Raw genomic sequence first — 13,357 nt, 5'->3', positions numbered from 1 at the left:
CTATATTTTCTTGCGCATACGGGCCACCGGTATGTCCATTTGCTCGCGGTATTTGGCCACCGTTCTTCGGGCAATCGGATAGCCTCTTTCTTTTAAGATATCGGCTAATTTATCATCGGGAAGTGGTTTGCTTTTGTCCTCTTCTTCGATGACCATTTGCAAAATTTTCTTGATTTCTATCGTTGAAACATCTTCGCCCTGATCATTTTTCATGGCCTCGGAGAAGAACTCCTTAATCAGTTTGGTGCCATAAGGGGTTTCCACGTATTTACTGTTGGCTACACGGGAAATAGTGGAGATATCCAGTCCGATCAGGTCTGCAATGTCTTTCAGGATCATGGGTTTTAGCTTGGTTTCGTCCCCATCCAGAAAGTATTCCTGCTGGTAAAACATGATGGCATTCATGGTTACCAAAAGGGTTTCGTTGCGCTGTTTGATGGCATCGATAAACCATTTGGCCGAATCCAGTTTCTGTTTGATAAACTGTACCGCGTCTTTTTGGGCATTCGATTTGTCCCTTGAATCTTTATAGGTCTGCAACATTTCCTGATAGTCTTTGGAAACGTGCAGCTCCGGTGCATTTCTGCCGTTCAGGGTTAATTCCAGTTCCCCATCGGTTACACGGATGGAAAAATCAGGAACCACATGTTCCACGGCTTTGGAATTGCTTTCAAACGAACCGCCCGGTTTTGGGTTTAATTTTTCTATTTCGTCGATGGCTTTGCGGAGCTGCTCCTGAGAAATATCGAATTTCTGTAATAACTTTTCGTAATGTTTTTTGGTAAACGCCTCAAATTGGTTTTCAATGATATTGATGGCCAGGCTTACGGAATCCGTTGGGGTTTTGTGACGCAATTGCAGTAACAGGCATTCCTGTAAATCGCGCGCGCCTACTCCGGCAGGTTCCAACTGATGCACGATGTGCAGGATTTGCTCGACTTTCTTTTCATCGGTGTAAATCCCTTGCGTAAAGGCCATATCGTCCACGATGTCCTGAATGCTTCTGCGGATGTAACCCATATCGTCAATACTTCCGACCAAGAATTCAGCGATTTCTCGCTCCTCATCCGATAAGATGAAGGTATTCAGCTGGTTGATTAAATCCTGATGAAAGCTCACCGGTGCGGCAAACGGCAGGCTGCGGTCTTCGTCGTCATCGCTGTAATTGTTCGCCTGAAGTTTGTAGTCCGGGGTTTCGTCGTTGCTCAAATATTCATCGATGTTGATTTCGTCGGCATCTATTTTCTCGTTGTCGTAATTGTCATCAAAATCATCGTAGTCGTCTTCCGAAGTATAGTCTTCCGTGTCCAAAGATTCTTCTTTTCCGGATTCCAGGGCGGGATTTTCCACCATTTCTTCTTTCAGACGCTGTTCAAAAGCCTGCGTAGGCAATTGGATCAGCTTCATCAGTTGGATCTGCTGAGGCGATAATTTCTGTGATAATTTAAACTGTAGATTCTGTTTGAGCATTCTGTTTGTGTATTCGGTTATTCCTGAATTTGGTTATTTGTTGCTGCTAAAAAAAACGTAACCAATCAAATTTACGAAATTCTATTTTCAAATAAACAAATAACCAGATCCACAAATTATTTTATTAAAACTCTGCGTTTTGCGGGGTTCTAGGGAATGGAATTACGTCACGGATGTTCGACATACCGGTCACGAACAATACCAATCGCTCGAAGCCAAGACCGAAACCGGAGTGTACGGCGCTACCAAAACGGCGTGTGTCCAAATACCAGTATAGTTCTTTTTCATCGATGTCTAAGGCTTTCATTTTCTCTAAAAGCACGTCGTAACGCTCTTCTCTTTGGGAACCTCCAACGATTTCGCCAATGCCCGGGAATAAGATGTCCATAGCGCGTACAGTTTCTCTTCCTGGTTCCGTATTGTCGTTCAAACGCATGTAGAACGCTTTGATCTTAGCCGGGTAATCAAATAAAATTACCGGACATTTAAAGTGTTTTTCCACTAAGAAACGTTCGTGCTCACTTTGTAAATCAGCACCCCATTCCTCGATTAAATACTGGAACTTTTTGTTTTTATTCGGTTTGGAGTTTTTCAGGATGTCTACTGCTTCGGTATAGGAAACACGTTTGAAGTTGTTGTCCATAACAAAGCTCAGTTTTTCCAACAAACTCATTTCGCTTCTTTCCGCCTGGGGTTTTGATTTTTCTTCCTCGATCAAACGCTGTTCTAGGAATTTCAAATCGTCTTCACATTTTTCAACCGTATAACGGATTACGTATTTGATGAAATCTTCCGCCAAATCCATGTTGTCTGCCAGGTTGTTGAAGGCCACTTCCGGCTCGATCATCCAGAATTCCGCCAAGTGACGTGATGTGTTGGAGTTTTCGGCACGGAACGTTGGTCCGAACGTGTAAATCTGGCCTAAGGCCATGGCATAGGTTTCACCTTCCAATTGTCCGGAAACGGTAAGATTGGTTTCTCTTCCGAAGAAATCTTCTTTGAAGTTTACTTTGCCTTCTTCGTTTCTTGGTGTTCCGTCAAACGGTAACGCGGTAACACGGAACATCTCTCCGGCACCTTCCGCATCAGAACCTGTGATGATAGGTGTATTCACATAGAAAAAGCCTTTCTCCTGGAAATACTGGTGAACAGCAAATGAAAGTGTCGAACGCACACGCATAATCGCTCCGAACATGTTGGTACGGATACGCAAGTGTGCATTTTCGCGTAAGAATTCCAAGGAGTGTTTTTTAGGTTGCATCGGATATTTTTCCGCATCCGAATCCCCTAAAATCTCAAGTTTGGAAACCTGGATTTCTACTTTTTGTCCAGCACCCTGGCTTTCGGCTAAAGTTCCCACTACGCAAACGGCAGCTCCGGTTGTGATACGTTTTAAAGTTTCTTCAGGGGTGTTTTCAAAATCCACCACACACTGAATATTATTGATAGTCGAACCGTCGTTCAACGCGATAAACTGATTATTTCTAAATGTTCTAACCCATCCTTTTGCTTTTACTTCATGTAATCCCGGGGTGCTGTTAAGCAGGTCTTTAACTTTAGTGTGTTTCATCTCTTTTAAGATTTTTGTTCCAGCTTTCCTTTTAAACTGAAATTTTAAATAAATAAAAAATTAAATGCCTGCAAATGTAGTAAAAAGCTGGATGAATTTAACCTTTCGGGATTTAGATTTTAGAAAAGATTAAGGATTGAAACCGTATCTTCGCAGTGAATTCAAACCTAAAGAAAATGAACTGGATTTTATTGGTCATTGCGGGCTTTTTTGAAGTGGGTTTTGCGTCCTGTCTGGGAAAAGCAAAAGAGACTACCGGAACAACGTCAACCTTATGGATGGCAGGTTTTTTTGTGTGCCTGACCATCAGTATGGCATTGCTTTATAAAGCAACACAAACCTTACCGATCGGAACGGCTTATGCAGTCTGGACCGGTATTGGTGCCGTGGGAACGGTTTTGGTCGGGATTTTTGTTTTTAAGGAACCTGCCGATTTCTGGAGGGTTTTCTTTTTAACTACGCTTATCGCTTCTATCGTTGGATTGAAATTTGTCTCGACACATTAAAAGCCTAAATCAAGCACAAAAGTGAATTTTACCGAGATATTGTCTTCAAATCTGGGGAACTGATAATGACCGTAACGGTAAAAACCGGAGAACCCAAGCCCTTTGTAAATGCTGTTAAGTTCCAGACCGGATTCGAAATAACCATTCTCTAAAGTCTTGAATTCGATGCCGGCATGCCTTTCTTTTTGCTGCATGTTACCCCAGGCTATTCGGCTGACAAGTACGGGGATCGGTTTTATTTTACCGGCAATTTTAATTTTTCGCAACGCATGTTTAAAATGGAACGCGGCATATTCATCGGAGAAAAATTCGTTGAAGCGCATAGTTTCGAAACTGTTTTTACCCGATATGTTCAAACGTTGTAAGATGGCGTCTTTGTCAAGGCTGTTTGGGGAAATACTGAACAAATGCGTGATGGGAGCATTGCCATAGGCGAAACCGCCCTGAAACAGCAGCGATGTTTTTTGACCGTCAAGGTATTTTTTTTCATATTCTGCCCTGAAATCCATTTTTCCGAAGCTGACATCGTTGTCCAGAATATCCGACAAGGTTTGCGTGAACTGGAGCGTAAATTTTGGAAAACGTTTTTCCGTTTCAATCCTGCCATTCGGGGTTTGCATATAGACACTGAACGGGTTCCATTGCAGGGAGGCCGTGGCGGTGGTGATGTTAAAGGAGGAAAGTACTTCACTGCCGTTATCGAACAAATAACCGAATTTAGGTTCAATGTAACTGTGCGACAATACCCAGATGCTTTCCGTTTTGGGGATTAGCCGGGTTTCGATATAGCCTTTCCAGGTTTGGTGGTTGTAAAAAGTCGTTAAGTTCAACGGCCGCGGATCGTACAATCGAAATTTACGCCGGTCTACTTCGAAAGCGGTACTCGCAATTTCCCGAATGTCGTCCGTATAAGAGCCGCCTACCCAGGAATTGGAAAATTTGCCTACTCTTATGGCACTTCCCAAACTGTATTTGAATGCTTCGTCTTTAAGGCCGTAAGCGCCGTAGCCTTCTATTCGGAAGGTTTTGGAGAATTTGTCGTTGGTAATTCCGCCAGCCCCAAATCGAAACCCTTCGTAATTGTTGTACTTGATCAAATAGCGTAAATCAATATCGACTGGCCCCACCGGAAAAAAGCCGTTGATCACTTTGCGGCCCAGCTGGATTTTTTGTTCGTAACGTTCTTTGGTCACCAGGCTGTCCAGTGCGGAATACGTTTCGATACTTCGCAGGTCAAGACTGTCTTTGCGGTACGGTACCCAGTAATGTTCGTTTCTGGATATGGCTTCTTCTTTAACTTCAACGCCCACATACTGGTGTTTGATGGACACCGGGGCATTAAATTCAATTTCGGAGTTTTTGGATTCGGACAGGATGTAGACAAAATCGGAAGCTTCTTTCTTTTTCTTGCCGAAATTCAGTACGTCTTCGTCTTCCTGGTCTTCAAATTTTATGGTTTCCCCGAAAATCTTAATGTCGCCTTTGTTGTTTCCTTTGGTAATTTTCAGCGATTGTTTCTCCGGGAACCAAACGTTTTCCTCTTTGTAGTAATTGTAATAATTGGTGGCGCTGATGTCCAAAACGCTTTTGATTCGGTAAATGGTTTTGGCTATGGCGAAGTTTTCTTTGTCGATGTATATAACGCCTTCGAGCTTTACTTTTTTGCTCTTTTTCTTATGTTTGAAATGGATCATGAAGGCTTTTCGGTTGCCAATAAAAACCGTGTCGAGGATTTTAAAGTTATAAACGGTCAATCCTTCTTTGGAAACCGGACTGACGTACTTGTTCTCGAACAGTTGGATCCTGTTGTCGTAATCTGTAAAGGACTGGAGTTTTAAGCTGATGTATTCGTAAATGGGCTGTTTGAACCCTGCCATTCGCGTGGCAAGAACCGTTTCTTTTGTTCCCTGTTTTTGATTGAATCGGAACTCGGACACTTTTTCAGTCTGATACAAGTGCTGTTTTTGAATGATTTTTTTGAATTTGAAACTGGAAGAGTCAATTTTGAGCAGGCGTGAACCTATTTTTTCATACGCAAAAACGGAGTCGATTTTTCCGTTGATTGAATCCGGGTTGGCGGTGATTATCAGTTTGTTATAGGTTTTGAATTGGAAGCTGTTGAGTTTCTTATGCGGATTGTTAACGTCTTTGTACAGGATAGTATTGGCAACAATCTCCAGTGCAGGGTTTTTTCCAACCACCAATTCGTCCAGCTCCAGGGTTTTGGGCTGAAGGCTTACCGGATAGAATTTTTTGTTGGCTTCCAGTTGGATTTTTTCCGGTTCAAATCCGGTATAAGAAACGGTGAAATGGCTAAGGTCGGAGGTGTTTTCTATGATGAATTTTCCGTCCACATCGACGATAACCGTTTTGTCATTGCTCAGGTGAAGGGTAGCAAATGATAAGGGTTTTTTAGTGGCTGCATTGAGAACAATACCGGAAACAGGTTGCTGTGCCTTCGCCAGAATGCAGAAAAAAAGCAATAAAATTGAAATAATTCTTCTCAAATTCAGAAAAAACAGCTGACCGTTAAGGTCTTGGTAAAGATAGGAAATAAAAAATCCCGACAATAATCGGGATTTAAAATTATACTTTCATGATTTCGGCTTCCTTAATCACTAAATGTTCGTCAATTTTTTTGATGAAAGCATCGGTAAGTTTCTGTACATCTTCTTCAGCGGTTTTGCAGATGTCTTCCGAAGTTCCTTCTTTCTCTAATTTTTTGATATCTGTGTTGGCATCTTTACGGGCGTTTCGGATACTGATTTTAGCATCTTCCGCTTCCGCTTTGGCTTGTTTTACCAGGTCTTTACGACGCTCTTCGGTTAACGGCGGCACACTGATGATGATGTTGTCCCCGTTGTTCATCGGATTGAACCCTAAATTGGCAATCATGATGGCTTTTTCAATAGGCTGTAACATCGATTTTTCCCAAGGTGTAACCGTAATAGTTCTTGCATCGGGAGTATTTACATTGGCAACCTGGGAAAGCGGGGTTTGCGAACCGTAATAGTCCACAAAAACACCACCTAACATTTGTGGAGACGCTTTTCCGGCGCGGATGTTTAAAAATTCTTTTTCAAGGTGTGCCACTGAACCGTTCATGGATTCTTTGGTGCTATCTAATATAAACTTGATTTCTTCCGTCATCGTACTTAATTTTTAAAAATCTAAATTAAACATTAACAGTTGTTCCCACCGTATCGCCTTGACAAACTTTTAACAAATTTCCTTCTTTGTTCATGTCGAAAACGATAATCGGTAATTTATTTTCCTGGCTTAGTGTAAAAGCCGTGGTGTCCATAATGTTCAGTCCTTTACTGATTACATCGTCAAAGGTGATCTGGTCGTATTTTACGGCATCGGCATTTTTTTCCGGATCGGAATCGTACACGCCGTCCACGCGGGTGCCTTTAAGGATTACATCGGCATCTACTTCAATACCTCTTAAAACGGCTGCAGTGTCGGTTGTGAAATAGGGGTTTCCGGTTCCTGCGCCAAAGATTACGATTCTGCCTTTTTCAAGGTGGCGTGTAGCTCTGCGCTTGATATACGGTTCTGCGATCGCTTCAATTTTTAAAGCGGTTTGTAATCGGGTCGGCATACCGGCTTCTTCCAAAGCGCCTTGTAACGCCATTCCGTTGATTACCGTTGCCAACATTCCCATATAATCACCCTGAACACGGTCCATACCGTTACTGGCTCCGGCTACACCTCTAAAAATGTTTCCTCCTCCGATCACAATGGCGATTTCAACACCGTGGTTGTGAATTTCTTTGATTTCAGCAGCATACTCAGCCAGTCTTTTCGGGTCGATACCGTATTGTCTTTCACCCATTAAGGCTTCACCGCTTAGTTTCAGAAGGATTCTTTTATATTTCATTTTGTGCTTTTATTGTTTTCCGATGGCCGAATAGAACTCGTTTCATCAGAACTGAATTGTTTAGTGGTGCAAATATAACCATAATCTGTTTTTTTAAAACAGGTTGGTAAAAAATTATGCGTTAAGGGCTTCGTAGGATTTCCTGGCGGCCTCATATCCGATTTTGAAAATCTGGTCCATCTTGGCTTTATTGGTTTCAAAGGTTCCGAAATTCGCCAGTTCCTCGGGTTCGATTACCCAATCGCAAATGTTGAATTTCTGGGTGTTGGAGTTGGCGGAAAACAAATCGAAAGCCCTTGCGGTAACTGCTTTTATGGAAGTGATGTCTTTGTTTTCGATTTTTTGTAGCGGACTCACATACACGCCGATCAAAGTGTCGCAGCGGCCCTGTAAAATATCGGTGGGGAAGTGGTTCAGGATACCGCCGTCGCTGTATAAACTCCCGTTGATTTCATAAGGAGATAAAACGCCCGGAAAAGAGGAAGACGCCAGTACGGCATCGACAACTTTGGTGTTGGCATCAAAAATTTTGAGCTTTCCTTTTACCAGATCGGTAGCGGTAATGTGGGTGTGTATTTTTAAATCACCGATTCGTGTATCGCCAAAAATAGCATGGAAATACAGTTTGAAAGCATCCGAATCGATAAATCCGGCTTTTTTAAACGTAAAATGCTTCCAGTTGAAGAAATAAATCGATTTGAAAAACTCCAGTATTTCTTCCGGGGATTTTCCTCCTGCGTATAAGGCCCCCACGATGGCGCCTGCGCTCGTACCCGCAATGTGAGAGGGCTTGATGTTTAGCTCTTCGAGAAATTTGAGCACTCCCGCATGGGCGAGGCCTTTGGTGCCGCCTCCGGAAAGTACGATTCCTATTGATCTTGTTTTAAAATCCATTAAGTCTACCGTTTGAGCGGAACAAATTTAATTTTTTTAAATTTTTTGGTTTTCAAATATATGGGTTTATTTCTTGTAAGTGACAAATGAAGTAGTGGCAGACGAAAGTTAACAGTACGTTCGATACCTTTTAAAATAAAAAACCACCGAAATTCATTTCCGGTGGTTTTTGTTTAGTGGGCGGAATTATTTTAAGACGATTAAAGAAGAGTCTTTTTGATTGCCAATACTTATTTCTAAATTGTACACACCGCGTGGGTATTTTGTCATGTCACATTTGTGTGTGAAATCCGTTGTTTTCTTCTGTGCTTTTTCCTGATAGATCAAAATGCCGTTCATATCATAAATTTTTATGGTAACCTCACCGGTTAAGGGAGCCGAATATTCTAAACTGAACTCGCTTATTACCGGATTCGGTACAATTTTGACAGGATAAAAAGTCTGATTGGCATTTTTCGCGGCCGCTTTATTGATACAGAAAGAATCAATTACCACATCGTTATTGTCTACGGAAGTCACACAAAGGCTGTTATCGGTAACGTCCATTTTACAGAAGTTGTATTTACTTTGGTAGGATTGGATAAACCAGGTTGGAGTACCTGCATATAAAGGCGCACCTGCACCACCGCATACAATCTGACATCTTCCATCCGTTGCAGCACTTCCGTAAGTACTTACAGGAGCTGTAGTGCTTACATTTCGGTTAATTGGCTTGGTTCTTTCGTACATGTGGTCATGACCGTTCACAATTAAATCCACTCCGTAATCGTCAAAAGCTTTCCACCAGGTATTGAAATAAGCGTTCATTTCGCCTGCGTGGCTTCCGATGGTATAGAAAGGTTTGTGGAAGAATATCACTTTCCAACGTTTGTTCGCATTGGCCTGTAAGGTACTGATTAACCAATTGTACTGTGCGGTATCGTTAGGGCTTTCTGAGTTTAGGGAGATGAAAACAGCATTACCATAATCAACAGCGTAGTATAAAGTTGTTCCCGTTGTAGGGACCGATTTTGGTAATTCGAAATTATTCTGATAATCCGGCACACTAGCTGCGTCATGGTTACCTAAAGAGTGGAACACCAGATTGTTTTCTACAAATGTTTTGCCATTATCAAACCAACTGTCCCAATCACTAATGGAACCTCCGTTGTTTACGATATCTCCGTTAAAGATGGTAAACGCTGCGTTTTTAGCATGTGCCAAAGTCGATACCTGATTCCAGATGCTCATACCCGAACGGCTATCACCAATGGCCAAAAAGCTGAAGTTTGTTGTATTTACCGGTGGAGCAGTTTTATAGGTTTTTTGCGCAGTCCAAGTCCCGGCTTGGGAATCGTATAATTGGTAGTAAATTGTTGCATCAGCTGTTACAGTCGGAAAAGTATATTTGAAGAATTTATCAGCATAACCTGTACGCATTGCTCCGTTGAATTCTCCCTGCTCATAAGTAGTTGTGTAGCCCCATTTGATTTTATCGGCTGTACCGGTATTGCGCCAGTTGATGGTTAAACCTTCCAATGGGTTTTTGTTACTTCCCCAACGAATGTGTTTAATAGCAGCTGCAACGGATCCGGTATTGCCCTCCAATGACATGTTAAAGCTGATATCGGAACTGTTTTTGGCATTTTGGTGAATTTCCACTGCAATGGTGTTTGCCCCGTTTACAAATTTGTTTTGGGCTAAGGTTGTGGAAAGATAAGTACTGCCGTCATCGCTACAGGCAGTAGAGGCAAGTGTAGTGTAAGAAATTGTTCCGGTAGGCATATTGTTTCGGTAAACTTCCGTACCGTTAATGTAAACTACCACACCGTCATCCCGTTTTACTTTAAGCGTGTAATTCGTAAAAGCCGTTACATTGGCAATGTTTACCACTTTTCTGAAATAAGTGGTCACATATTTTTGGCTCGAACTTGATCCATAACTAACAACGGTTGCTTCATCTCCGTCGCCATAGCCAAGTTCTGCATTTCCGGAAGGCCATGCGGTGTCATTAAAGGAAGTTCCTTTCCAGCTCGTGCCTTGATTGGATCCGTTTGCTAAATATTTCCAGCTGGATCCTGTCGGGATTAATGTAGTTTGTGCATTGCTGATTTGCATTGCCAGAATAAAGAATAATAAATTCCAATAGGTTTGTTTAGTTTTCATGGTTTTAGTTTTAAGCAAAAGTATGCGATATTTTTAACACAATTTAACAATATTTTTATTATAAAGTTATTTTTGGGTTAACTTGATGGTTAAAGTAAATATTTGGCTAGATGTAAGTTATGTTTCTTGTGCCAATTATGAGTTTGTAAGTATTCCGGTTTTCTTTTTTGAATTAACTTTGTAGAATTAAATTCTACGGCAATGAAAAATTTGATCGAAACCAGTCTAAAGAACAGTTACAGTTATTTGGGATACAGAAAAAAAGTGGCCGATTTGCTGGCCGATGGAAAATCGTCCGGGAATGAGCAGTCTGAGGATTTACTGCATTACAGTCAGCTCAATGAAACCCGTATGAACCGTCTGGATAAAACCATTGCAGTTCCGGATGAGGTGAAGCAAAAACTGCAACTACTTAACAAAAACCATGTTTGGCTGGTATTGGCAGAAGGCTGGTGTGGTGATGCAGCACAGTTATTGCCGATTATGGAGAAGATGACCGAACTGGCTCCCAAAATAGATTTAAGAATCGTTTTTCGGGATGAAAATGAAATGCTGATGCAGGAATTTTTAACCAATGGCGCCCGTGCCATCCCAAAACTGATCATGCTCAATGCCGAGAACCATGAAGTTATGGCGGCCTGGGGACCAAGACCGGAAGCTGCCGCCCGACTTATCAAGGAATACAAAGCCAAATTTGGTGTAGTCAATGAGGAAGCCAAGATTGCCCTGCAGAAATGGTATCTGGAAGACAAAGGTTTGTCTACAATAGCTGAAATCGTTAAGTTGATGGAAAGTATTGATTAAAAAAAGAAAAAGGTAACGCCCAGGGAGAGCGCTTCGATTTTTTCTCTTTCATGAACCGGAAAATCCATTTGGGTGTATTCGATAAAAATGGCACCCTGAATGATTTCGTCCATGCTACCTACACCAATATTCACTCTTTTGTAATCACCGGATGCATCACCGCGACCCAATGCAAAGGATTTTCCGTAACCGGCCTGCAGGCTCAGAAATGCGTTTTTGCTGATTTTTGGACTGGCTCTGAAATTTAGAAATATCGGAACAGCAACAAGTTGTTCGTCCCAACGGGTTGTCAGTCCGGAATGGAAACCGAGGCCTAAAACTTTTTTGTAATCGTAGCCATAGCCTATTAAAGCATTGATTCCTGCCGGTAAAATCGATCGGGCGGCATCATCATCTGGGGAATTGCTCAGATCATATACTAAAGGAATCGAGAACTCCAATTGTCTGTAGGAGTGTCGGGAAAGTATGTTTTTTTCGGACAATAAAGAATCGCTCGAAGTTTGTGCCTGTACTTGGAGTCCTGAAAGGAGAAGAAATAAAAAAAGGACAAAATTAAATTTCTTCATGGTGATAACTATTTGAAGTTATCCTCAAAGTTAGTGATTATTAATGAGTTGTCTACAGAAAATTCCCCGATTTTTGTTCGGCGTAAAGCGGTTAAATGCGCCCCTGAATTTAAAGCCAATCCAAAGTCATAAGCAAGCGAACGGATATACGTCCCTTTGCTGCAAACCACCCTGAAATCGATTTCCGGTAGTGCAACACGTGTAAGTTCCAATTCCATGATTTCCACTTTTCGGGATTTGATTTCCACTTCTTCCCCGGCACGCGCGTGTTCGTACAAACGCTTTCCGTCTTTTTTGATGGCGGAAAAAACCGGTGGGATCTGGTCGATTTCGCCAATAAAGCTCAAACGGACCTGTTCGATTAATTCCGGAGTAATGTGATCGGTAGGGTAGGTTTTGTCGATTTGGGTTTCCAGGTCATAAGAAGGTGTAGTGCCACCGATATAAAAAGTTCCGGTGTATTCTTTTTCCATGCCCATCAGCTCGGGGATTCTTTTGGTGAATTTTCCCGTACATACAATCAATAAACCGGAAGCCAGTGGATCCAGTGTCCCGGCGTGTCCGATTTTGAATTTTTTAGGCAAATGCAGGTTTTTGATCAAAGCCCATTTTACCTTGTTCACCGCCTGAAACGACGACCAGGTTAAGGGTTTGTCCAACAGTAATATCTGTCCTTCCTGAAATTCCTCTGCCGTTTTTACCATGGTTTATTTTAAGAAAGAAAAGTAAAGTAAAAGTCCAACACCTACAACAATGCGGTACCAGCCCCAAGGCTTAAAGCCGTATTGTTTGATGATGCCGATAAAGAATTTGATGGCCAATACCGCCACGATAAACGCGACAATATTACCTATCAGAAACATTTTGATGGTGTCGGAAGACTGTAGGATCAACTCGTAACCTTTCATTTGGGAATGTTCGTAGGTTTTGATGAAAACCGAATAACAAGTCACGGCCAACATCGTCGGAACCGCTAAGAAAAAAGAAAATTCCGCTGCTGCCTGACGTGTCAAACCTTGTTGCATCCCTCCGATGATGGAAGCTGCAGAACGGCTTGTGCCTGGCATCATTGCAAGGCATTGCCAAAAACCGATGGTTACCGCTTTTTTAATGGTAATCTCTTCTTCGTGGGCTACCGTTGGATTTTTAAAGAAATTGTCTATAAAAAGTAAAATGACTCCGCCTACTATCAAGACGATGGCGATGGGAATCGGGTTGCCTAAAACAGCTTCGATTTTATCGTCGAATAATTTTCCCAGAACCAAAGCAGGAATCACGGCGCAGGCCAGTTTGATGAAGAAACTCATTTTGCTGAAATCGAAAAACTTCTTCCAGTACAACACTACTACGGCCAGGATAGCACCAAATTGTATGGAAACCTGAAACAGTTTTACGAAATCGTCTTCCTGTATACCGAAATAAGAACTGGCAAAGACCATGTGCCCTGTGGAAGAAACCGGTAAATACTCTGTCAATCCTTCAATAATGGCAATGATTAGGGCCTGAAATACATCCATTG

Annotated in this window: 12 protein-coding genes; 2 read left to right on the top strand and 10 right to left on the bottom strand. The window is 42.0% G+C overall.

Features of this window, described 5'->3' with window-relative positions; genetic code table 11:
- Positions 1–1,470, bottom strand: a complete 1,470-nt coding sequence (gene rpoN, locus ACWPKD_RS08100) for an RNA polymerase factor sigma-54 (protein WP_455412177.1) — start codon at positions 1,468–1,470, stop codon at positions 1–3.
- 124 nt (positions 1,471–1,594) lie between these two features.
- The gene (gene asnS, locus ACWPKD_RS08095) at positions 1,595–3,040 is read right to left on the bottom strand and encodes an asparagine--tRNA ligase (RefSeq protein ID WP_455412176.1); all 1,446 of its coding nucleotides are present in this window, start codon (positions 3,038–3,040) and stop codon (positions 1,595–1,597) included.
- Positions 3,041–3,216: 176 nt separating this feature from the next.
- Between asnS and ACWPKD_RS08090 the strand changes: the two genes are divergently transcribed.
- On the top strand, positions 3,217–3,546 hold the full coding sequence (locus tag ACWPKD_RS08090) for a DMT family transporter (RefSeq protein WP_455412175.1): 330 nt from the start codon (positions 3,217–3,219) through the stop codon (positions 3,544–3,546).
- Here ACWPKD_RS08090 and ACWPKD_RS08085 read toward each other — a convergent pair.
- From ACWPKD_RS08085 to ACWPKD_RS08065, 5 genes are all read right to left on the bottom strand, one after another.
- Complete coding sequence (locus ACWPKD_RS08085) at positions 3,543–6,116, bottom strand: DUF5686 family protein (protein ID WP_455412174.1); 2,574 nt, start codon at positions 6,114–6,116, stop codon at positions 3,543–3,545. The two genes, ACWPKD_RS08090 and ACWPKD_RS08085, sit on opposite strands and share 4 nt — an antisense overlap.
- 16 nt (positions 6,117–6,132) lie before the next feature.
- A complete protein-coding gene (gene frr / locus ACWPKD_RS08080; protein ID WP_455412173.1) occupies positions 6,133–6,696 on the bottom strand; it encodes a ribosome recycling factor in 564 nt (187 codons plus the stop codon).
- A gap of 25 nt (positions 6,697–6,721) precedes the next feature.
- The gene (pyrH, locus tag ACWPKD_RS08075; protein WP_455412172.1) at positions 6,722–7,429 is read right to left on the bottom strand and encodes a UMP kinase; all 708 of its coding nucleotides are present in this window, start codon (positions 7,427–7,429) and stop codon (positions 6,722–6,724) included.
- Positions 7,430–7,543: 114 nt separating this feature from the next.
- The gene (locus ACWPKD_RS08070) at positions 7,544–8,323 is read right to left on the bottom strand and encodes a patatin-like phospholipase family protein (RefSeq protein ID WP_455412171.1); all 780 of its coding nucleotides are present in this window, start codon (positions 8,321–8,323) and stop codon (positions 7,544–7,546) included.
- 186 nt (positions 8,324–8,509) lie between these two features.
- A complete protein-coding gene (locus tag ACWPKD_RS08065; RefSeq protein WP_455412170.1) occupies positions 8,510–10,468 on the bottom strand; it encodes a metallophosphoesterase in 1,959 nt (652 codons plus the stop codon).
- Between the two features lie 201 nt (positions 10,469–10,669).
- Between ACWPKD_RS08065 and ACWPKD_RS08060 the strand changes: the two genes are divergently transcribed.
- The gene (locus tag ACWPKD_RS08060; RefSeq protein ID WP_455412169.1) at positions 10,670–11,272 is read left to right on the top strand and encodes a thioredoxin family protein; all 603 of its coding nucleotides are present in this window, start codon (positions 10,670–10,672) and stop codon (positions 11,270–11,272) included.
- Here ACWPKD_RS08060 and ACWPKD_RS08055 read toward each other — a convergent pair.
- Genes ACWPKD_RS08055 through ACWPKD_RS08045 form a run of 3 tightly spaced genes read right to left on the bottom strand, consistent with a single transcriptional unit; the run spans position 11,269 to position 13,355 of the window.
- Positions 11,269–11,838, bottom strand: a complete 570-nt coding sequence (locus ACWPKD_RS08055) for a hypothetical protein (RefSeq protein WP_455412168.1) — start codon at positions 11,836–11,838, stop codon at positions 11,269–11,271. The two genes, ACWPKD_RS08060 and ACWPKD_RS08055, sit on opposite strands and share 4 nt — an antisense overlap.
- Positions 11,839–11,846: 8 nt before the next feature.
- Complete coding sequence (truB, locus tag ACWPKD_RS08050) at positions 11,847–12,542, bottom strand: tRNA pseudouridine(55) synthase TruB (RefSeq protein ID WP_455412167.1); 696 nt, start codon at positions 12,540–12,542, stop codon at positions 11,847–11,849.
- Between the two features lie 3 nt (positions 12,543–12,545).
- A complete protein-coding gene (locus ACWPKD_RS08045; RefSeq protein WP_455412166.1) occupies positions 12,546–13,355 on the bottom strand; it encodes an undecaprenyl-diphosphate phosphatase in 810 nt (269 codons plus the stop codon).
- Positions 13,356–13,357: the final 2 nt, after the last annotated feature.

The sequence above is a fragment of the Flavobacterium pedocola genome (assembly GCF_053764385.1).
This window is presented reverse-complemented; position numbering and strand designations above follow the sequence as displayed.

What these genes read in the sequence shown, in the direction of transcription:
- rpoN (WP_455412177.1), bottom strand. Translation starts at nt 1,470, where the DNA reads ATGCTCAAACAGAATCTACAGTTTAAATTATCACAGAAATTATCGCCT.
- asnS (WP_455412176.1), bottom strand. Translation starts at nt 3,040, where the DNA reads ATGAAACACACTAAAGTTAAAGACCTGCTTAACAGCACCCCGGGATTA.
- ACWPKD_RS08090 (WP_455412175.1), top strand. Translation starts at nt 3,217, where the DNA reads ATGAACTGGATTTTATTGGTCATTGCGGGCTTTTTTGAAGTGGGTTTT.
- frr (WP_455412173.1), bottom strand. Translation starts at nt 6,696, where the DNA reads ATGACGGAAGAAATCAAGTTTATATTAGATAGCACCAAAGAATCCATG.
- pyrH (WP_455412172.1), bottom strand. Translation starts at nt 7,429, where the DNA reads ATGAAATATAAAAGAATCCTTCTGAAACTAAGCGGTGAAGCCTTAATG.
- ACWPKD_RS08070 (WP_455412171.1), bottom strand. Translation starts at nt 8,323, where the DNA reads ATGGATTTTAAAACAAGATCAATAGGAATCGTACTTTCCGGAGGCGGC.
- ACWPKD_RS08065 (WP_455412170.1), bottom strand. Translation starts at nt 10,468, where the DNA reads ATGAAAACTAAACAAACCTATTGGAATTTATTATTCTTTATTCTGGCA.
- ACWPKD_RS08060 (WP_455412169.1), top strand. Translation starts at nt 10,670, where the DNA reads ATGAAAAATTTGATCGAAACCAGTCTAAAGAACAGTTACAGTTATTTG.
- ACWPKD_RS08055 (WP_455412168.1), bottom strand. Translation starts at nt 11,838, where the DNA reads ATGAAGAAATTTAATTTTGTCCTTTTTTTATTTCTTCTCCTTTCAGGA.
- truB (WP_455412167.1), bottom strand. Translation starts at nt 12,542, where the DNA reads ATGGTAAAAACGGCAGAGGAATTTCAGGAAGGACAGATATTACTGTTG.
- ACWPKD_RS08045 (WP_455412166.1), bottom strand. Translation starts at nt 13,355, where the DNA reads ATGGATGTATTTCAGGCCCTAATCATTGCCATTATTGAAGGATTGACA.